Raw genomic sequence first — 20,015 nt, forward strand, 5'->3', positions numbered from 1 at the left:
TAGGACTGCTGATAGAACCGAACTGTAGTCATTTTAAAATAAAATTGATACGCCAATATTGCCGTGCTACTGGTATAAATTTTACTTGCTTGCTGTGTCTACGCTGACAGAGGCTGCATAAAATATATCCCAGCATCACCGCATCGAGTGTAAAGTGAATAAACTATTTGCTTATCAATACGGGTTAAGCACAGATGTCTAAATACTGACGCACCACATTATCCATGCCTTGCTCTAGCGACTCAATCGTAAAGGCATGACCAATCGACACCTCAGCGATATCACTAAGGGCGAGTAGATCAGCTAAATTATCCAAATTCAAATCATGACCCGCATTGACGCGGATACCGTTTTGATTGGCTAGGGTGATACAATCGCTAAAGCGTTGCTTGACCTCATCGAATTCAATATTGTCATCGCTCTTACTATTACTGTAAGCACGCGCCCATTCTTCGGTATACATCTCTATCGTTTGTACATCACTCTCGATGACCGCTTTGATTTGTTCGATATCAGGGTCGATGAATACCGCACAGCGCGTACCGAATGCTTGCAGCTCTTTGCTTAACGTTGATAAAAACTCATGATGAGTGATGATATCAAAGCCATGATCAGAGGTAAGCTGATCGTCACTGTCTGGCACGAGCGTGCATTGATGCGGCTTTACTTCACGGATAATCTTTAAAAACTGCTCGTTTGGATTGCCTTCGATATTGAACTCAATCTCTGGATAATCCTTTAAGAATGCACTGATATCATAGACATCTTGGTATCTGATATGACGCTCATCAGGTCGCGGATGCACGGTAAAGCCTTTGACGCCCAGATCAATCAGCTTCTTCACAAAATACAACAGGTTAGGGTAGTCAGTACCGCGAGAGTTACGGATCAAAGCCAATTTATTCAAATTTACGCTAAACAATGTGCTCATAGTATTTCCTTTTTCATTGTTGTTATGGATAGATTTTTGGTTGTTAATGGCTAATAAAAATCGTTGGTATCAGCATACTTCTTATTCAATGCCTTTAAAATAGCATAAGTTTCTAAATCTACTTCGCCTGTTGGATTCAGAGGTCGGAAGTGCAGCTGAAAGGCATAGATGACATCGCGACTGGCTTTGTCCCACTCGTCGCTACTGTTAATCTGATAGCCATAATCACGAAACTGCTGCTTAATCTCAGGTATCGTGGCCGCTGCAAATGTGTCTGCATCCATGAAAGCAAGCTTATCAGCGTCATCATACCAAGCGCCGATGCCATATTGCTTATACAGCTGCTGCCAAGGGAACTTTGCACCGGGATCTATCTTACGAGAGGGTGCCATATCAGAATGACCGATGATATTCTTTGGTGAGATGTCATATCTGGCGGTGATATCTTGCACCAGCTCCGCGACTTTTTTAATCTGTAACTCGTCAAAAGCCACATAATGCTCATAAGGATGATACGCCAGCTGGCCGTCTTTTAGGGCATTTTGATACTCAGGCGCAATGCCTATATTGACGATTTCTATGCCGATAGAGGTATCGTTTAAGATGGTTCTACCTGCAAAACCGCCATCACCCGCATGCCAAGCGCGCTCGTTTTCTGGTACGAGGTTATAAATTTTATCATCGTCATTATCTAACACTAGATAGTGGGCACTGACCTTGCCTGTGGTCAGTGTGTTGATAGATCGGTCATCGTCTGAAACCGTATAGTGCAGCACAATGGTTTTGATACGTTCGCTTTTGCCAGTAGCTTGATAGGTTTTACTATCTACGATGTAGCTTTCGGTGGTCGCTACTGGGGAGGTCGTGGTCACGCAGCCTGATAAAAATATCATGCCAAGAACAGTAGTAAGAAAGACGGTATTTTTTATCATATAATGTTTTGCTTAGAATAAATGACTTCATACATTTTAATATCAGCCATCATGATGACTAAGGTGTGGTATTAAATCATAGTAGATTTTTGAATCGACAATATCTGCTACAAAAAATCCGCTAGGACTATAATCCGAGCGGAAACCATGATAAATCATTTTAAGTAGTTTGAGTGATGCGATAAATGAAAAAAGTGCTCGATACACGTAGGCTTATCTTCTTCTAAGAGTACCATCTGCACCTTTCGATCCATCTCTATCATACCAAGCAAAGCTTACCGTGTTGGTACCAGTCTTAGTAATGACTGTATCGCCATTGTCTACACATGGGCCATAGGTTATCTTTTCTTTAAACTCCATTTTATTGGCAGTTGTATTCAACAGCGTCAATACTCCGCCACATTGCAATGATGGATAGTCAATTTTATATTCACCTCCGACTATTGCAAGCTTGATAGTCCAACTTTCCTCAATGTCGTATTGGTAACCTTGACCTTCCCATATACCTTGAAAGCTATTGGTAGCTGATGAAGCCTGTAGATTTGAGTTCGCCTTAACCTTAGCAGTGTCGGACATCGCGAATTGGCTACAAGCGCTTAATGCCAAGATGGGGATGGTCAGTAATAGTTTTCTATTAAACACTGATGGCTCCATAATAATGTTGACGTTATATACAAATAATAATGAAACCACTAGCAGTTGTATATCAATAATATTTTGTCATCATTTATAAAATGAAAGCGTGGTCGCATTCTTTGGGGTCAAGTTTTACTACTTCTGGATCTTCTTAGCCAATACCTTTTTCCAACTCTCTTCCAAACACTCAATCGCGAGCCACGGCTCGATCACACCAGCATCGTATTTCTCTTTAGAGTTAGACAGTTGCCATAACTTTTCAAGTGTCGCAAACGGATAGGGGCGTTCTATCAAGTAAACTGGTAAATCCGCATTAATCAGACCATCACGTACGACTTGAAAGTACCAGCCAAAGATGCCTTGCTTGCTGACCCATGCAGCAATATTCGGCACTTTGGTAAACTGTCCGATTTGATCATTGATCTTGTAGCAGGGGCGTCGTGGTTGAACGATGCGTAGCTGGACACTATCATCATTACTATTGTCTTGACCGTTCTCAAAATGTCCACCATATTGAAAAACGTCACCAATGCAAACCGTAGATTCAGTCATTTCAGGTAGACCGTTGACGGCTTCGGTCGTGAGATTTTCGCCCAATGTACCGACGCGTACCTTTAGACTGAACGCTGCATTGATTTTTTCATAAGTCGCAGGTGCTAGTTGATGCACCGCTTTTAGCGGGCCACCATGATGTTTGCGATCGGCTTGCTCATCAGTGGTCAATCCCATGAAGTTGACCGCAACAGGCGCTTTGATGGGTGCTTTATCAATGGCGCTCATTTCTTCGCGCGCAAATGGCATAGCTTTACCAGCGCGGACGCAGGTTAAGTTGGCGATATGTAGTGGCAAGTCTTGGTTAAAGTCTGGCTTGCTTTGTGCCGTTGCTGGTAGCGTAGATATCATCGGTTCTGTGCTCATAAGCCGCTCTGATGGTTGGTTGTTTTTTGAGGCAGTAATGCTGACTGGTTGCTGATATCTTAGCGTAATCTTGAACCATTTTCAGAATATTTATCAGTGCGTGTACTAGGCACAGAACCGCTTATTTTTACATAAAAAAAGACCAGAATAAGCATCTGGTCTTTTTGGTAGTGCATGTTTCAATGTTAAACGGATATCGTAATCAACAATCTTATTTGTTTTTGTTACGACGACCGGCAGTTTTCTTCTCACGTGGCACAGCGACCAGCTCAGCCAATTGCTCAGGTGATGACCATAGGCCTTCTAAGTCATAGAACTCACGTGCTTGTGGTGTCATCATATGGACAACAACAGCACCCAAATCGATCAACGTCCAATCAGAGTCGATACCGCCTTCACGGCCAAGTGGCATAAAGCCAGCTTGCTTAGCTTCAGCGCCGACACTGTCAGCCATCGCGCGTACATGACGCTTAGACGTACCATCAGCGATGATGATGCGCTCTGTTACGTCAGTCAACTCTTCTACATTCATTACAGTGATGTTCTTTGCTTTCATATCATCTAGAGCGCTTTGTACAATGGTCAAACATTCTGTTAGGCGTTCTTCAGTCATGGTGTTGGTCATAAATTTTAATCTCTTGAATCGTAAATATTTAAAATAAAAGGGTCAATCATCAATTTGCATTGGTTGTCATTGTCCAACGGAGCATATGTAGCCAGTCACGTATACAGACATGGTGGGCAAAATGACAAAGATAAGGCGATTTTAACGGAATTGAGCAGCAGAATATAGCTGATGGGCGATAATATATTGATAAACAGCAGGATTTAGCCATTTAGCTAATGGATTAAGTTCAGTATTGCACATGATATCATTTATTGGTTGCAAAGATGTGATTTGCGTTTCGGCAGTGTGCTTTATATTTAATACGTGAGGAATTTTCTGAAGTTTTTGACGTACTTGTGTGCTTGATACGGCTGTCACAGGGCGCGGGTCTATATAAATGTGGCCTTGATAGTTGTTTTTTAGAGCGCTGTTATTTATCTGTGTTTGAACGTTGGGCATTATCAATTCAGTCGGTGAACCGATTACAAGACATTGTAGCGCCGTGGGTAGTTGTGACTGCAATTCAGTCACATTTTGCGTTATGTGATTTTCGTCCACGAGATTTGGCGTATTTTCAGAGAGATTATGATCATTAATATTGGTTTTAGTATCAACATTAATATCAGGCAGGCTATCACGATTAAAAATCCACAGATTAACATAGTCAGTCAGCCCAAGCCCTTCTTTCCATTTGGTCAAACTCAGTGCACTGTCCATGCCAATGATGAATATCAAACGGTCATGCGGATAGCGCTGTCGTAACGTACGCACGCTATCGATGGTATAGACAGGTGGCGCTTGCCACAGTTCAAGTTCATCTATCTGTATCGGTGTATTGGTTGTTGCCAGTTTTAACATAGCCAAACGATGCTTGGGATCGGTGCTTTGTTTTTTAAAAGGTGAGCGAGCATTGGGCAACAATGACACATGTAACTCATGGTTTAGCTGTTTCGCCATCGGCAATAAATGTTGATAAACGTACATCGCTATTTGCAAATGACCTTTATGCACAGGATCAAACGAGCCACCAAGATAAGCACGGATGGCAGGCGCAGGATATTGAGTCTGTTTATGGTTAGTCATATTAAGCATAAATTATCGGTCATATTAGGTATAAATAACGAGGTCAAATGGCTGGCAAGAAAAACGTGATGGTGGATTCAAAAGAAACGATAGCGCTATTGTAGTGGGCAAGCAGGTATATGTCACTACAAGCGCTCAAAGACCAGAAAATTATAAGTTCTAAAAATTCATAAAATAGGCTTAATAAAAAACCGACTATCACGAGGATAATCGGCTCTATAAAATATGTCTTACCTAATTTGCTTAAACAATTAGATCAAATCGCTATGTGCCTGAATAGCAGTCAGTGCAATGGTGTAGACAATATCGTCAACCAATGCACCACGTGACAAATCGTTTACTGGTTTATTCAAGCCCTGTAGCATCGGCCCAACACTGATGACGTTGGCACTACGTTGTACCGCTTTATACGTGGTGTTACCCGTATTAAGATCTGGGAAGATAAAGACGTTGGCTTGTCCGGCAACGGGTGAGTCAGGCGCTTTTTGTTTACCCACACTCATGACCGATGCGGCGTCATACTGTAATGGTCCATCAACGGCAAGCGTTGGCTCACGTTCGCGCACGATTTGGGTCGCTCGGATGACTTTTTCGACATCCGCGCCTGTACCTGATGAGCCAGTAGAGTAGCTGATCATTGCTACTTTTGGTTCGATACCAAACGCTGCCGCCGACTGGGCAGATTGGATAGCGATTTCAGCCAGCTCTTCAGCTGTTGGATCAGGGTTGATGGCGCAATCACCATACACTACGACTTGCTCAGGTAGCAGCATAAAGAAGATAGAAGATACCAATGAGTACTGCGGTGCCGTCTTAATTAACTGGAATGCTGGGCGTACGGTGTTGGCAGTGGTATGTATGGCGCCAGAGACCAATCCATCCACTTCACCCATCTGTAGCATGATAGTACCTAAGAACACGGTATCTTCAAGCTGTTCAGCAGCGACCAATTCGGTCGTTTTGCCTTTACGACGTTCAACCACAGCAGCGATATATTTGCTCATATCAAGCGTGTCAGGATCCATAATCTCAATGCCTTCTGGCAAGATTAAATCGCGATTTTTGACAACTTGTTCCACTTCGCTGCGTTTTGCGAGCAGTACGCAATCAGCGATGCCGCGGCTTTGACAGATACAGGCAGCTTCTACCGTACGTGGCTCAGCACCTTCTGGCAATACGATGCGTTTTTTGGCGGCTTGTGCTTTTTTGACCACTTGATGACGGAAAGCAGCAGGCGATAGGCGCGGCTGATGGTCATTACTAAAGTATTCTTTAATCCAGCTTAGATTTAAGTGCGCTGCCACATAACGTGTGACTTCTTGTGCACGTTCGATATCATCGTTTGGAATCTCAGCACTCATGTGCATCAAGCTCTGTACGGTCTCAAAGCTATCTGTTTCGACACTCATGACAGGAATACCTGTTTTGAGCGCAGATTGCCATAGCTCAGCGACGGTTGAATTGGGCGAGACACCACCAGTCAGCACTAGGCCTGCTAGCGGAATACCATTGATACAGGCCAATGCTGCGGCGAGTAATAAGTCATCACGATCGCCAGGTACGACAATGAGTGTACCACGTTTGAATACTTCATCAACGCGCGCGACTGAACGAGCTGTCAAACTAATATGATTGATACGGCGTGTCTTTGCTTCACCGACATTTAACCAAGTGGCATCTAGCTCTGCGGCGATATCCCACGTACGCGGTACTGATAGTGAATCGCTAAAAGGTACCACGCCGATTAGACGGAATCGATCGGTATCAAAATGCGGTGACAGACGTTGCACTTCTTGCATGAAGCCAGCGTCCAAGCTGACCATGGCCTCGCCTGGTGCTACTGGCTGAGTATCAAAGGTATTTGGCACATCATGCACACGCATCAAGATGCAGCCTAAAGTACGCTCATGCGCGATACCACCAAATTCACGAGCATGCACATCCAGCTTATCGGCTAAATGGGCTGGGTTTTTGGTATCGACCGTACTCACAAAGATGATTTTGGCATCTAAAGCATGGGCAATAGCACGGTTGATTTGTGAGGCATAAGAGGCTTCGGTGGTAGGTACCAAACCTTCACAAATAACGACGTCTTGATCGCCACCGATGCTATGGAAGTTTTCGATCACTTCTTCCATTAATTCATCAAGATTGCCATCACCAATCATACGCTCAACGCGCTGACGGTTGATAGATTTAGGCGGTGTTAGACCGAATGCGTGCATGGTTAATGCGCTTGAGCTGTCTAGGCTGTTTTGTTTATCGAGCGTATCATCTTGCAGAAACGGCTTCATAAAACCGGCTTTTACGCCGTTATAATCGAGCGCACGAATGAGACCGAGCGCTGCTGATGTCAGGCCGATACCGCGACTAATGGGCACAAGTAAAATGGTTTGCATAGTATATCCTACTATTTATTTTATTATATCCGTGAGAGAGGTGTTGCTGACTGGCTAAAATGATGGCTGCTGCTTTCGCTTGTAGTGATTGGTCAGTAGCGCCGTTACTTAAAGACTTATGTCATATAAAATCTTTATACGACATAAGCCCTCAAATAAGCATCACTGTCATAGCCGAGCTATTTTCTATTTTAGACCTAATGCTTGGCAGGTTTCTTTAGCGATTTGGCATTCTTCATCAGTTGGGATAACCCACAGCTCGATGCTACTACCTTCGTCTTGGAAGCTGCCTTCTGCGCCGCCGACCAAATCATCATTCTTTTCAGCATTAAACTTGATACCGAAATGACGCATGACGTCTAAGATGCGAGCACGTGTGGTGGCTGAGTTTTCACCAATACCACCAGTAAAGACGATGCCAGTAAAGTCAGGTAGGGCACAGCTTAGGCTGGCTAGGTATTTACCGACACGATAGCAGAACATCTCGATTGCGAGTTGAGCGTCTTTATGGCCTTCATTCGCTGCTTGTTCGATCGTACGCAAGTCATTAGATAGACCTGAGATACCCAATAAGCCACTTTCACTATTAAGCATAGTATCGATTTCTTCTAGGCTCATACCCAGTTTACGCTTGAGATGGATGTGCAAGCTAGGATCGACGTCACCACTACGCGTACCCATCATCAAGCCTTCAAGCGGTGTCAGACCCATACTGGTATCCAAGCTCTCACCGTTATAGACGGCAGTCGCTGAGCAACCATTACCTAGATGAGCGGTCAGCCAACCATGTGGACCTTTAGCGTCTGTAATTTCGCTGGCACGCTCTGATACATAGGCATGTGAGGTGCCATGGAAGCCATAACGGCGGATTTTTTCTTCTTCGTATAGGGCTTTTGGAATGGGATAGCGATAGGCAACTGGTGGCATGGTTTGGTGAAATGCAGTATCGAAAACGACCACTTGTGGAATATCAGGATAAATGGCTTCAACTGCTTCAATACCCAAAGCATTGGCAGGGTTGTGTAGAGGCGCTAGGATTTTTAAGCGTTTTACTTCATCAAGTACATGTTGGTCTACACGGACAGCTTTCGAATATTCACGGCCACCATGAACCACACGATGTCCTACAGCGACAAAATGATATTGCTCAAGTAGCGCTAGGATTTTTTGAAGAGCCAATTCATGACGACCACCAGGGATGGTAATCTCAAGTTTTTCGCCGTTTAAAGTAGTATGTTTGATACGAGCGGTATCAAGCCCCAAGTTTTCGGCAAGACCGGTAATACGAGTGGATTCGTCTTCGCTGATTAGTGCATATTTGATGGAAGATGAACCGCAGTTGAGAACCAACGTAGGGTTGATAAGTTTTGATTTGCCGGTATTACGATCATTAAAGACGGGGGTGCTATCGCTCATGCTCTATCCTTAGATTATGTTTTTTGATAAGTGGTGAATCATAGCGGATTAATTTCCGCCGAACAAACAAAAATCAGCAGACCTTTCATAAAAATGAAATAAGCGATATCACGCCTACAAGTCTACCAATAAATCCCTACTCGTCACTTTGTTTGGTTGCTTCTAGCAGTCCATCAAAGCGATATTTTCGGAGTATAATGTAACACAATTAATATCTTATACCACAGTAACTATAAGGTTTAAGATTGAACATCGTCAAGCGTTGTTACACCTGTACACCGAATATGGCTATCAAATCGTAAGTGCTATAAAGGCAAGATTGCCCGCAATAAAAATTGTAAGAAAGTTTTTCAAAATGTGTTTAGCGGTGTTTTGCACCATAAAACAGCATTCCACAAACCATAATTGTCCCATAAAATGCGTAAATTTCTCAGAATTCGTCAAGTAATATGCACCAATCATTATCGTCATAAGCTGTATTTACACATGATAAAGTTAGCAAAATTATTGGTCAATCGCCCTCAAGAGGCTTACCGCCTGACTGATACAATGCTATGCTTACATAGATTATAATATTTTGAATATTTCAGTCGTAAACGTCCTGTTTTCAATCATATTCACACTGCTGCAAGGTTATTGCCCTATGCTTACTATACGCCGCGTTTCAAACACTGAGTGCAATTCTCATTTATCTATTAACACCAGTCGCCGTGCTGTCTCCGCATTGATTATCGGTAGTGCGCTCATGTTAGGGTTAACTGGCTGCGGGCAAAAGGGCGACCTCTATCTAGCCAATTCCAACAGCTCAAAGGCGGCAGGGTCAGAGATGTTGTCTAATGCTGGCGAGTCACAAAGTACAGTATCAGCGAGTAATGATGAACAGAACGCTCGCTATTTAGAGCAAGTGCTATCAGATGTGAACGAAGACCCTAACGATTATTAATCGTTTAAGAGCATCAATGATTCCGAATAAATTTACCTGATTTAATGAGAGACATAACCACAATGACTACAGTAACGACCCAAACAGAACAAGGGTTATATATTAACCCTGAAGCCTTGACCGCTCATTTGCCTGCGCTGAATTATCGCAACGACGCTCTACATATGGAGCAGGTCAGTATGACTGAGTTGGTCGATTGCTATGATACGCCATGTTATGTCTACTCAAAGCAGGCGATACTGGACGTTTATCAGGCTTACACCGATAGCTTTGCTAGTCTAAAGCATCAGGTCTGCTATGCTGTTAAAGCCAACTCTAATCTTGCTGTGCTTGGCGTGTTGGCTCAGGCGGGTGCAGGGTTCGATATTGTCTCACGTGGTGAGTTGATGCGAGTATTGGCGGCAGGCGGCGATGCTGCTCGCGTTGTATTCTCAGGCGTTGGTAAAACTTATAGCGATATCGAGTATGCACTCACCCAAGGCATCGGTTGCTTTAACGTCGAGTCTATTAGCGAGCTGGCTTTAATCAATGAAGTGGCACAGCAACTCGATAAGTCAGCACCGATATCTTTACGAGTTAACCCTAATGTCGATGCCAAGACTCATCCTTATATCTCTACTGGCTTAAAAGACAATAAGTTCGGTATCACTCACGAAGACGCTATCGCTGTCTACGAGCAAGCCGCTGCGTTGTCGCATATCGATATCGTTGGTATCGACTGCCATATTGGCTCGCAGTTGACGGAAGTAGAGCCATTCGTTGCTGCATTAGACAAAGTAATTGAGTTGATACACGCCCTTCGTGAAAAAGGTATTGAGCTGCGTCATATAGATTTAGGTGGTGGCTTAGGGGTGCGCTATATCGATGAGACGCCTGTGTCTATGGACGAGTTTGCTGCTGCGTTATTACCAAAACTAAGCGAGCTTGGACTGACGGTATTCTTTGAGCCGGGCCGCAGTATCGTTGCCAATGCTGGCGTATTATTAACGCGTGTTGACGTATTAAAGCCTACTGAACACAAAAACTTCGCTATCGTCGATGCGGCCATGAACGACTTGATTCGTCCTGCACTGTATCAAGCAGAAATGGCAGTGATTCCAAGCGTGTTACCTAGCGAGGGTATCGATACGGAGGGTACGCAACCGTGGGATATCGTTGGAGCGATTTGTGAGACGGGAGATTTCTTAGCAAAAGGTCGCTTGTTAGCGTTGGAAACGGGAGATACATTGGCCATCACTGGTGCTGGCGCTTATGGCTTTACCATGAGTAGCAATTATAATTCGCGTCCACGTGCTAGCGAAGTCATGGTGTCTGATAACCATCATCAGTTGATTCGTCCGCGTGAAACGATTGAATCATTATATGAAAATGAAAAATTGTGGCAGGCGCAGTAAGGTTATTAAAGACGAGCCAAAACTGTTGTAGCATTTAATGATTGAAGAGAACCCATTGTGATAATGACAATGGGTTTTTTTATGACTCGATTTTGAGGAAGGTATTTTTTAATTAAAGCTGTCTCTTAATTGAAGGCATGCCTGTAGTTGAAAGTAACACCATTCACAAAAATTAGAGTAACAAGGAAAAAGAGTGCAAGTACTACTCACTGTAGACTAAACAAGTTTGACACTGCTAATCGTACTTTTTGGGATTGGTATTATTATGATTGTATCTGACAGCGTGCTAAGATAAGCCATACATAAAAATAGGATAGGATATCAAGGATATGCTAATAGAATTTACTAAGATGCATGGTCTGGGCAATGATTTTATGGTCATCGATTTGGTGACTCAGCGCTTAGAATTAACCAAGGATTTGGTACAGTTATTGGGTGATCGTCATTTGGGTATTGGTTTTGATCAATTGCTAGTGGTTGAGCCACCGATGCGTCCGGATGTTGATTTTAGCTATCGTATTTTTAATACCGATGGCACAGAGGTCGAGCAGTGCGGTAACGGCGCACGCTGTTTCGCCCGTTTCGTACAGGCACGCAAACTGTCATTTAAACAGCGCCTACGTGTTGAGACTGGGAGTGGGATTATCACGCTGACCACAGACCGCTATGGCTGGGTAGAAGTCGATATGGGCAAACCTAAGTTTGAGCCAGACGAGATCCCGTTTAGCCCAAGAGCCACTACCAAAATCCAAAACGCCTACCATTTAGATGTTAATGGAACACCTGTACAGCTCTATGTCGCCAATATGGGCAATCCACATGCGGTCATCAAAGTTGATGATGTGCTCGATGCTGAAGTCGAAACGTTAGGTAAAGCCATTGAATCACATCCTGCGTTTCCAGATCGCGTCAATGTCGGCTTTATGCAGGTGATGAATCAACGTCATATTCGTCTACGGGTATTCGAGCGCGGTGTCGGTGAGACGCAAGCCTGTGGTACGGGTGCATGTGCTGCAGTGGCGGTTGGCATACGTGAAGGCTGGTTGGATGAAGGCGAAGAAGTGCGCGCGCAGCTATATGGCGGTAGTATGATTATCAAATGGCAGCCGGGTTATTCAGTCATGATGACCGGTCCAACGGCCTTTGTTTATGAAGGCGTGTTTAGCCCAGACGGACTAATGGCACAAGCGGGTATCAAGCCTAATTCTGAGGGCTAAACTCGGATGGCGAATGGGTAAAAACTATGGTCATCTCTAATAGGGCTATGTCCAATAACAACAGTCAGGTAGTGGCAACGTCGGGTTCAGAAGTACAATCAGCAGCTTGGCTGTCAGACACACTGGCAGCCACGATAGAGTCGGACACAGCATTACGTGAGCTGTTAGCACCAGTGCATCGTTGGTTAAATACTTTATCGGTACGTAACCACTCGCCGCATACCCTAACGGCTTATTTTGCTGGCTTGAACCAACTGGCGCTATTTTTACGTGGCAAACGGCTAACATGGACGCGTTGTGACAAGCGTCAGTTAGCGCAGCATATCGGTCAGCGTATCGATGAAGACAAGCTTGCACTTGCTAGCGTCCAGCAGGAGCTGTCGGCGATTCGTCATTTTTATGGATGGCTGATTGAAGAAGGGCTAGCACGCATTAATCCTACTACTGGCTACCAGCTTAAGCGTAGTCCTAGGCCATTACCGTCTATCGCGGATGTAGATTTACTCACTCAATTGCTTGACCAAGAAATTCCTGATATTCCAGAGCAAGCGCGCCTATGGTTACGGGATAAAGCCATGTTTGAGTTGCTCTACAGTAGTGGTTTGCGTGTGGGTGAGCTGGTCGCGTTAGATATGGCGGACGTAGATTTATCTGACTTACGCGTACGTGTGACGGGTAAAGGCAATAAAACACGATTAATACCATTAGGGATAAAAGCAGCAGAGGCGATTACGCGCTATCTACCGCATCGTAATCTATGGGTAGAGCAAATGGACACGGCATTATTTATCAGTGAAAAGTTGGGTACGCGCTTATCAACACGGGCAGTGCAGCAACGTCTAAAAGTTGCTGCTACTCGGGCTGGTATTTCACAAAATATGTATCCACATTTATTGCGGCATTGCTTTGCGTCACACATGCTGTCAGGTAGTGGTGACTTGCGCGCTGTACAAGAAATGCTGGGTCATAGTGACATCAGTACCACGCAAATTTATACCCATGTTGATTTTGCCAAATTGACTCAAGTCTATGATCGTGCCCACCCGCGAGCCACTCATGCTCAACGCGACGATGACTCAAATCAAAAATAGTGTGTGTTGAATGTTCAACACACACTAATCATCATTTATGCTAAACGATGACAGTCAAAGATAGGCATTTTTTGGCGTCCTTGCTGTTGGGCGTGCTGATCTAATGATGCTAATACCATGGCATAGTGCTTGCTGTCTTCCTGATTAGTAGCTTCATTCAATACACTATCATCGTAATGGCTGATAACTGTACCATCATAAGCGGTAATCGCTGTATGTCCCCACGTCTGACGTATATCACCATTCTTGTAAGTATGGTCGCCACCTTGTGCCGCCCCAATGACCATACACTGGCTGTCCAACGCACGTGCCCGTAATAAAAGTGACCAATGGGCTTGCCCCGTTAGATAGGTAAATGCTGACGGTGCGCTCAGTATGTCTGCACCTGCTTGACGTAGACGCTGTGCCAATGCAGGAAAACGCAAATCAAAGCAAACCATCATGCCCAATTGATAGACTGTATCATTTGCTTCGATTGGTGTAATCACGGTTTGCGTTCCTGGCTCGAAAGTGGCTGCTTCATTATAGCTGCCGTGCTTATCCGCTACAGTGGCTGTGAACAGATGAATCTTGTCATAACGTGCCACTCGCGTGCCATTAGGCGCAAACAACTGACAGACTTGGCGTAGTCTGCCATCAGGGACGACAATACCATCAGGTCGATAAGGGCAGGGTAGCGAGCCTGCTAGTACGTAGACACCATAAGTGCTGGCATAGTCTGCTATCGTCGCTGATAGGTCATCAAAGCGCTCTGCAGTAGCAAACTGCTCGCCCATGCTACAGCAGTTCTCTGGTAGTACGACCAGCTGAGCTCCTTGCGCACTTGCATTAATAATGGCAGCTTTTATAGTAGCTAAGTTTTGCTCAATATTTTGTTGGCTGTTCATTTGAATGGCGGCAGTGGTCAATTGATTATTCTGTTTACTATTCATGGTTGCAGTCTCAGTTAATTTTTAAGTTAGTTCAGTTTAACTATCTTTCAGTCGTGTATTTCATAACTTTTCTTATAAAATTCATATGATGATAAACCGATTTTTGATATTAATTATTTAGCAGTTAATGCTGAAATGCTAATATTTATAGGCTTTAATAAGAAAAGCGTAACAATTGTATCTGGCCAGAGTGTAAATTATCATAGCAAAATTGCGTCAAAAAATGCTATCGTCATGTCCTAATAACGTTAAACCACTGGTTTGACCAAAAATATTTGTAGAATATTATCACTACCGGAGTGTAATAAGCCGCCCATGAGTATGTCGTTCGGATTGGCGACCACGCTAAGCACCTCACAGAAACTGACACCGCAGATGCAGCAAGCCATTAAATTGCTGCAGCTCTCTAGTCTTGAGCTCGCGCAAGAGGTTCAGATCAAGCTGGATAGTAATCCACTGCTTGAACGTATCGAAGATGATGACGATGAATACGAGCATAGCGGTGACGATATCATAGACGAGCTGAGTGATTCGCTGACATTGGATAGCTGGAATCAAAGTGCTGGCACTGAGTCATTTACTGCCAAATCTGACAGCAATACGACTACCTCTGACTATGATAATGAACTTAGTGATAGCTTTGATAAGTTACAGCAAGCAAATATCGATGATGGTGCCATAGATAGTTATACGATGGATAGTGACGATTATAGTAGCTTTGATAATAGTGCTGATAGCAGTAACTATGCATCTGCGGCTACCAGTTCAGGAAGCAAAGGTGACGATGACTTCGATAGCTATCAAGGTGGCACGTCTGCCACTATCCAAGATCATGTACGTTGGCAGCTAAACTTTAAACATCTATCAGAAGCAGATATGTTGATTGCCACTTATCTGATGGACTCTATGGATGATATGGGTTTTGTTCGGCTTGATATCGATGAGTTGTTGCAGAGCTTTGAGACCATGGCGAGCTTTTATCAATGGGATGAGTCTGTTGAGCAAGATGAAGTACTGGCCGTATTGCGTATTATTCAATCTTGCGATCCACTCGGTGTTGGGGCACGGAATCTTAGTGAATGTCTAGCGATTCAGCTGTCCAAGCTCGATACGAATACTGAATCTTTAAAAGAAGCACAAGCACTTCTATCTGCTAGTGAATACTTAGTCAGTAATAATATTAAAGCACTGACCGAGCAGACTGGACTTGCAGCTGAGAAGATCACACCTGCACTAAACCTACTACGAAGCTTAAATCCTTCACCAGGCTTATTATTCCATAGTAGTCAACCGGATTACGCACGGGAGCCAGACAGCTACGACATTCCTGATGTGCTGGTCACGCCTGTCCGTCGCCAAAGTGGTAATACCACTGCAGGGACTGATACGCAAGAGGATGGCTGGCAGGTACGGCTCAATCCTGATACCTTGCCGAAGCTACGAGTCAACCAAGAGTATGCCAACTTAGTCAAACGGGGTGATGATAGCCCTGACAATCAGTATCTGCGTGAAAACCTTACGGATGCTCGCTTGTTTATTCGTAGTATCGAAGAGCGCAATCAGAACCTACTAAAAGTCGCCACCAGTATTGTGCGCTATCAGCAAGAGTTCTTACAACATGGTGCGACTGCCATGCAACCACTTATCTTAAAGGTCATTGCAGAAGAAGTTGATTTGCATGAATCCACTGTGTCACGTCTGACCACTAGCAAAACCATCCTGACACCCCAAGGGTTGTTTTCGCTAAAGCATTTCTTCTCATCACATGTTAGTAGTACAGATGGTGATGTCTCGTCAACCGCTATCAGTGCCATGATTAAGCAACTTATCGCCGATGAAAATCCGAAAAAGCCATTATCAGACAGTCGTATAAAAGACAGTTTATTAGTTGAAGGCATCGATATTGCCAGAAGAACCGTCGCCAAATATCGCGAAGCAATGAATATCGGATCATCTACCCAGCGCAAACAAAAATATTAAACGATGGAATTCAATAAGTTATAAGTACGCTCATATATTGACGACTATATTTCAGATGGAATATAAAAAATAAAATTTTTTGATTATATAGAAACATGATGGAAACAACAGGTATTGTTACACTTAATTACAATTTAATGGCTTGCTACTATCCTAATTTCATGACAAATTAGAGTCATACCAACAACGAAATCTAAGTGTCGATTTAGCGCATTTATAGTAGCAATCAGAAGATAATGAAAGGATATATCGGCATTTTACTGGGTGTACTGGCTATAAAAGATAGTAGAGCGATTGTTGGTAAAGCAGGGTGATAAGAGCAGGAATGCTACTTCATCTGTTGACTGTAAGTACAATCAAAAGGACAATAATATGAATGTTTCTATCAGTGGTCACCATATCAGCGTTACTGAAGCTATGGACATGGCAGTTCGTGAAAAGCTTGAGAAAGTAGAGCGTCACTTTGATCAGATACAAAGCATTAAGGTGATATTATCGTTAGACAACAGCGGTGCTAGTGATGGCGGTAAAAAAAGCCATAAAGCTGAAGCGATACTGCGAGTCTCAGGTCAAGAAATGTTTGTTCAAGCGTGTGAAGATGATATGTACAAAGCCATCAACGAAATGGCAGACAAACTTGATAGACAAGTGCGTAAATATAAAACTCGTCAAGAGCGTAAAAAGACTCAGGGTGCTGGACGTGATGAACGCTATGAAGACTTCATGGTCGATGATGTAGCACCAGCCGTTTAATTCGATGAGGTTTGGTAGATATCGTATTTAATAAGTATTGGCTGACCAAATAATAATAAATAGTATAGATAGCCAATAGTATAGACAGTCATATGAGTTACATTTGATTCTACTAAACTGAAGTCAGAATACACAAAAAGGAAAAAGGCCTCAAACGTATCATGCGTTGAGGCCTTTTTTAGTACTAATATCAAGAAATAAGAGTATCAGTAAGTCTATTCATTAATCAAAACTACTGATAGTCTTTTTGAAAGTTTGGTTATAAGCCAAATGAAACCAGTATTTTATTCAACAAACTAAGCGAATTACACTCAGTCTATTTAATCTACGATAAGTAAACTGCAGTGACTAGCCGCCACCAACTGCTTGTACTACTTCAATGTTCATGCCCTCAACGATACGTAGCTGACTCAGTTCGCTCTTTGGAATAAGCTCACCCTCTACTTCTACAGCATAGCGACCTTGGCTAAGTCCAAGCTCATTGATGACCAGTTGTACGGTCTGATGAGTGGTCTGTAGTTTTTTGCCATTGACACTAATGTTGCTCATTATATGCTCCTAAATGATGTAAAATTATTTTGGACAGCATAAGTACCAACCGCATTACATTTGCTGTTTATATTATTTTTGAGTGTTTGTTTTGAATGCTGATAGCGCCAGACACAACCATCCTGCGATCATTAGCACACCACCGATAGGCGTAATCGCTCCAAACCAAAGTGGTGCGCCAAGTGTCATAGCATACAGACTACCGGAAAATATTATAATGCCAATCTGTAATAGCCATGCAGTCGTTTGAGTGACGTATTTGAGGCGTATTAACAGACCCACCAGTAACAAGCCGAGCGCATGTACTAACAAATACAATGTTGCCGTATGCCACCACTCGAGTTGCTGAGGACTAGCTATGTTTTTCAGACCATGCGCCCCAAATGCACCTAACGCAACGGCGATAGCCATATTAATCGCCGCAATACCTACCCAATTTAACATGGCATACTCATATTATTTAAAAACGGTCGCTACTACAAAATAACGGCTATTGAATATCATCCGGCAAGATAACGCTATCGATAGTCATTGCATCACGAATTTTATCCATGGCGTTCTTCTCAATCTGGCGAACGCGTTCTGCCGAGATAGAGTAGACGGCTGCTAACTCATGCAAGGTTGATTTTTGCTCAGAGAGCCAGCGTTGCTCAACGATATCACGTGATCGATCGTCTAAGGTTCCCATTGCCGCTATTAATGCTGAAGAATTGTTTTCTTCCCAGTCAGCTTCTTCCAATTGTTCAGCAGGATCAATACCATCTTCTAAGAACAACTGCGGTGCATAGCGCCCGTCGTCATCATCGCTCGATTGCGCTTCAAACGAGGCATCATAGGAGGTAAGTCGTGATTCCATCTCTAACACTTGCTTACGCGTGACATTCAAGTCATTTGCAATCGCATCTGCTTCTTCTAGCGTTAGCTGATTGTTTGTCTTTTTGAGACTACGTAAATTAAAGAATAGTTTACGGTGTGCTTTAGTAGTCGCTACCTTCACGATACGCCAGTTGCGAATGACAAACTCGTGAATTTCCGCTTTAATCCAATGCACCGCAAACGATACCAAGCGAACGCCTTTATTGGGATCAAAGCGTTTTACTGCTTTCATTAGTCCCAAATTACCTTCTTGAATTAAATCGGCTTGTGGCAGACCATAGCCTGAGTAACTGCGGGCAATGTGAATCACAAAACGCAGATGTGACATGACGAGCAGACGTGCCGCCTCCACATCACCTTCGTCATAATAACGATGCGCCAGCTCTTGCTCTTGTACTGGCGTCAAAATTGGAATTTGATGGACGGTATTGATGTACGCACCTAGATTAACCCCAGGCGCTGAAAGATGCGTTGGCATTGCCGGTACCAAATCACGAGTACTGGTATCAACTAGCGCTTCCGCGTCATAAGGTGGTCGCTGTGCCGCAGCTTTTAATGCTGCATCACGTGCTTCGTTTTTTACAGGTGCTGCATCGTCTTTTTTACTCGTTTTTGCAGCATCATTAGCAGTGTTAGCCATATTCTTGACCTTGATTAAATAGTGACGCAAATAGTAAGATAAAAATATTTATAGTTGTAATTGTAAAGGATAGCGACGCTTAGTTGCTATCAGTTTTGGTAATGATGAAGTGATATATTGTATCGAAACGCTGTGATGGTGTGCTATCAGTTGCCTGTTGACTGGTAACGCTATTGATGGTCAGTAGCAGTCGATTGGTCGTGTCTGTTTGCTTACTTTGTCGACAGAAAGCAGCGATATCTGCTTGTGAGTTGGCATCAGTTGCGACCACATATAACGATTCACCAGTTGCGACATCTCGTAATGCTACTTTGGTTTTTAAAAGCGGCATTGGACAAGCAAGCCCACGTCCATCGACGAAACGTACAATGTTAATAGAAGATTGCTTAGCATCTGCTTCGTTATTTGAATCAATATCGTTCGCCGATAGCAATGCTAGTAGGTTATTAATATTTTGTTGCTCAGCACCAGAGAGTTTTTCTGATAAGTTTATGAAATCAGGCGCATGGGTGATGGTGGACTGGCTATCAACAGACATAAAACAACCCTTATAAATACCAATACTTTGGTTTGTAATACTATTTGTATTCTCAATAGTTGGCTTTCAAGCATTGTTGATTTTAAGACTTTTTTATTGAATACCTTATGCTTGATAGCGACGTAAACCTATTGTTGTAACTGCCATTATAGCAAAAAGCTGGGGTGCAATTGAGTTGAA

Annotated in this window: 19 protein-coding genes; 6 read left to right on the forward strand and 13 right to left on the reverse strand. The window is 43.4% G+C overall.

Annotated elements, in window-relative coordinates; genetic code table 11:
* Nucleotides 1-184: 184 nt before the first annotated feature.
* The 8 genes from I6E61_RS01710 to I6E61_RS01745 all read right to left on the reverse strand — a co-directional run bounded on the left by I6E61_RS01710 (nt 185) and on the right by I6E61_RS01745 (nt 8,922).
* Nucleotides 185-931: a pyridoxine 5'-phosphate synthase gene (locus I6E61_RS01710; protein WP_197128887.1), complete on the reverse strand. Its 747-nt coding sequence runs from the start codon at nt 929-931 to the stop codon at nt 185-187.
* 50 nt (nt 932-981) lie between these two features.
* Entirely contained in the window at nt 982-1,863 is an 882-nt protein-coding gene (locus tag I6E61_RS01715; protein ID WP_197128889.1) for an N-acetylmuramoyl-L-alanine amidase, read from the reverse strand.
* A 213-nt stretch (nt 1,864-2,076) separates the two neighbouring features.
* Entirely contained in the window at nt 2,077-2,505 is a 429-nt protein-coding gene (locus tag I6E61_RS01720) for a hypothetical protein (protein WP_197128891.1), read from the reverse strand.
* 129 nt (nt 2,506-2,634) lie between these two features.
* The gene (locus I6E61_RS01725) at nt 2,635-3,402 is read right to left on the reverse strand and encodes an MOSC domain-containing protein (RefSeq protein ID WP_197129448.1); all 768 of its coding nucleotides are present in this window, start codon (nt 3,400-3,402) and stop codon (nt 2,635-2,637) included.
* 226 nt (nt 3,403-3,628) lie between these two features.
* A complete protein-coding gene (gene rsfS / locus I6E61_RS01730; protein WP_194196055.1) occupies nt 3,629-4,042 on the reverse strand; it encodes a ribosome silencing factor in 414 nt (137 codons plus the stop codon).
* A gap of 141 nt (nt 4,043-4,183) precedes the next feature.
* Entirely contained in the window at nt 4,184-5,107 is a 924-nt protein-coding gene (locus tag I6E61_RS01735; protein WP_227685620.1) for a nicotinate-nicotinamide nucleotide adenylyltransferase, read from the reverse strand.
* A 251-nt stretch (nt 5,108-5,358) separates the two neighbouring features.
* A complete protein-coding gene (pta, locus tag I6E61_RS01740) occupies nt 5,359-7,506 on the reverse strand; it encodes a phosphate acetyltransferase (protein ID WP_197128895.1) in 2,148 nt (715 codons plus the stop codon).
* A 186-nt stretch (nt 7,507-7,692) separates the two neighbouring features.
* Complete coding sequence (locus I6E61_RS01745) at nt 7,693-8,922, reverse strand: acetate/propionate family kinase (RefSeq protein ID WP_197128897.1); 1,230 nt, start codon at nt 8,920-8,922, stop codon at nt 7,693-7,695.
* 643 nt (nt 8,923-9,565) lie between these two features.
* Here I6E61_RS01745 and I6E61_RS01750 point away from each other — a divergent pair.
* The 4 genes from I6E61_RS01750 (at nt 9,566) to I6E61_RS01765 (ending at nt 13,567) form a co-directional block, all read left to right on the forward strand.
* Complete coding sequence (locus I6E61_RS01750; protein ID WP_197128899.1) at nt 9,566-9,865, forward strand: lipoprotein; 300 nt, start codon at nt 9,566-9,568, stop codon at nt 9,863-9,865.
* Between the two features lie 62 nt (nt 9,866-9,927).
* The gene (lysA, locus tag I6E61_RS01755; protein WP_197128901.1) at nt 9,928-11,259 is read left to right on the forward strand and encodes a diaminopimelate decarboxylase; all 1,332 of its coding nucleotides are present in this window, start codon (nt 9,928-9,930) and stop codon (nt 11,257-11,259) included.
* A 329-nt stretch (nt 11,260-11,588) separates the two neighbouring features.
* Nucleotides 11,589-12,476: a diaminopimelate epimerase gene (gene dapF, locus I6E61_RS01760; RefSeq protein ID WP_197128903.1), complete on the forward strand. Its 888-nt coding sequence runs from the start codon at nt 11,589-11,591 to the stop codon at nt 12,474-12,476.
* A 47-nt stretch (nt 12,477-12,523) separates the two neighbouring features.
* Entirely contained in the window at nt 12,524-13,567 is a 1,044-nt protein-coding gene (locus tag I6E61_RS01765) for a tyrosine recombinase XerC (RefSeq protein ID WP_197129452.1), read from the forward strand.
* Between the two features lie 35 nt (nt 13,568-13,602).
* Here the strand turns inward: I6E61_RS01765 and I6E61_RS01770 are convergent, their stop codons facing one another.
* Complete coding sequence (locus I6E61_RS01770; protein WP_197128905.1) at nt 13,603-14,499, reverse strand: nitrilase-related carbon-nitrogen hydrolase; 897 nt, start codon at nt 14,497-14,499, stop codon at nt 13,603-13,605.
* Nucleotides 14,500-14,814: 315 nt separating this feature from the next.
* Between I6E61_RS01770 and rpoN the strand changes: the two genes are divergently transcribed.
* Nucleotides 14,815-16,479 (forward strand): RNA polymerase factor sigma-54, encoded by a 1,665-nt coding sequence (gene rpoN / locus I6E61_RS01775; protein WP_197128907.1) that lies wholly within the window; start codon nt 14,815-14,817, stop codon nt 16,477-16,479.
* A 372-nt stretch (nt 16,480-16,851) separates the two neighbouring features.
* Nucleotides 16,852-17,232: a ribosome-associated translation inhibitor RaiA gene (raiA, locus tag I6E61_RS01780; RefSeq protein WP_197128909.1), complete on the forward strand. Its 381-nt coding sequence runs from the start codon at nt 16,852-16,854 to the stop codon at nt 17,230-17,232.
* Between the two features lie 348 nt (nt 17,233-17,580).
* Here raiA and thiS read toward each other — a convergent pair whose 3' ends face one another.
* The 4 genes from thiS to I6E61_RS01800 all read right to left on the reverse strand — a co-directional run bounded on the left by thiS (nt 17,581) and on the right by I6E61_RS01800 (nt 19,835).
* A complete protein-coding gene (thiS, locus tag I6E61_RS01785) occupies nt 17,581-17,781 on the reverse strand; it encodes a sulfur carrier protein ThiS (protein ID WP_194196045.1) in 201 nt (66 codons plus the stop codon).
* A 72-nt stretch (nt 17,782-17,853) separates the two neighbouring features.
* The gene (locus I6E61_RS01790) at nt 17,854-18,225 is read right to left on the reverse strand and encodes a DUF423 domain-containing protein (protein ID WP_197128911.1); all 372 of its coding nucleotides are present in this window, start codon (nt 18,223-18,225) and stop codon (nt 17,854-17,856) included.
* A 46-nt stretch (nt 18,226-18,271) separates the two neighbouring features.
* Nucleotides 18,272-19,135, reverse strand: a complete 864-nt coding sequence (gene rpoH, locus I6E61_RS01795) for an RNA polymerase sigma factor RpoH (protein ID WP_197099889.1) — start codon at nt 19,133-19,135, stop codon at nt 18,272-18,274.
* 241 nt (nt 19,136-19,376) lie between these two features.
* Nucleotides 19,377-19,835: a sulfurtransferase TusA family protein gene (locus I6E61_RS01800; protein WP_197128913.1), complete on the reverse strand. Its 459-nt coding sequence runs from the start codon at nt 19,833-19,835 to the stop codon at nt 19,377-19,379.
* Nucleotides 19,836-20,015: the final 180 nt, after the last annotated feature.

Origin of the sequence: Psychrobacter sp. NZS113 (assembly GCF_015864825.1) — a bacterium.
GTDB lineage: Bacteria > Pseudomonadota > Gammaproteobacteria > Pseudomonadales > Moraxellaceae > Psychrobacter.

What these genes read in the sequence shown, in the direction of transcription:
- I6E61_RS01765 (WP_197129452.1), top strand. Translation starts at nt 12,524, where the DNA reads ATGTCCAATAACAACAGTCAGGTAGTGGCAACGTCGGGTTCAGAAGTA.
- lysA (WP_197128901.1), top strand. Translation starts at nt 9,928, where the DNA reads ATGACTACAGTAACGACCCAAACAGAACAAGGGTTATATATTAACCCT.
- I6E61_RS01790 (WP_197128911.1), bottom strand. Translation starts at nt 18,225, where the DNA reads ATGTTAAATTGGGTAGGTATTGCGGCGATTAATATGGCTATCGCCGTT.
- I6E61_RS01735 (WP_227685620.1), bottom strand. Translation starts at nt 5,107, where the DNA reads ATGACTAACCATAAACAGACTCAATATCCTGCGCCTGCCATCCGTGCT.
- I6E61_RS01725 (WP_197129448.1), bottom strand. Translation starts at nt 3,402, where the DNA reads ATGATATCTACGCTACCAGCAACGGCACAAAGCAAGCCAGACTTTAAC.
- I6E61_RS01800 (WP_197128913.1), bottom strand. Translation starts at nt 19,835, where the DNA reads ATGTCTGTTGATAGCCAGTCCACCATCACCCATGCGCCTGATTTCATA.
- rpoN (WP_197128907.1), top strand. Translation starts at nt 14,815, where the DNA reads ATGAGTATGTCGTTCGGATTGGCGACCACGCTAAGCACCTCACAGAAA.
- rsfS (WP_194196055.1), bottom strand. Translation starts at nt 4,042, where the DNA reads ATGACCAACACCATGACTGAAGAACGCCTAACAGAATGTTTGACCATT.
- I6E61_RS01745 (WP_197128897.1), bottom strand. Translation starts at nt 8,922, where the DNA reads ATGAGCGATAGCACCCCCGTCTTTAATGATCGTAATACCGGCAAATCA.
- rpoH (WP_197099889.1), bottom strand. Translation starts at nt 19,135, where the DNA reads ATGCCAACGCATCTTTCAGCGCCTGGGGTTAATCTAGGTGCGTACATC.
- I6E61_RS01710 (WP_197128887.1), bottom strand. Translation starts at nt 931, where the DNA reads ATGAGCACATTGTTTAGCGTAAATTTGAATAAATTGGCTTTGATCCGT.
- I6E61_RS01715 (WP_197128889.1), bottom strand. Translation starts at nt 1,863, where the DNA reads ATGATAAAAAATACCGTCTTTCTTACTACTGTTCTTGGCATGATATTT.
- pta (WP_197128895.1), bottom strand. Translation starts at nt 7,506, where the DNA reads ATGCAAACCATTTTACTTGTGCCCATTAGTCGCGGTATCGGCCTGACA.
- dapF (WP_197128903.1), top strand. Translation starts at nt 11,589, where the DNA reads ATGCTAATAGAATTTACTAAGATGCATGGTCTGGGCAATGATTTTATG.
- raiA (WP_197128909.1), top strand. Translation starts at nt 16,852, where the DNA reads ATGAATGTTTCTATCAGTGGTCACCATATCAGCGTTACTGAAGCTATG.
- thiS (WP_194196045.1), bottom strand. Translation starts at nt 17,781, where the DNA reads ATGAGCAACATTAGTGTCAATGGCAAAAAACTACAGACCACTCATCAG.
- I6E61_RS01770 (WP_197128905.1), bottom strand. Translation starts at nt 14,499, where the DNA reads ATGAATAGTAAACAGAATAATCAATTGACCACTGCCGCCATTCAAATG.
- I6E61_RS01750 (WP_197128899.1), top strand. Translation starts at nt 9,566, where the DNA reads ATGCTTACTATACGCCGCGTTTCAAACACTGAGTGCAATTCTCATTTA.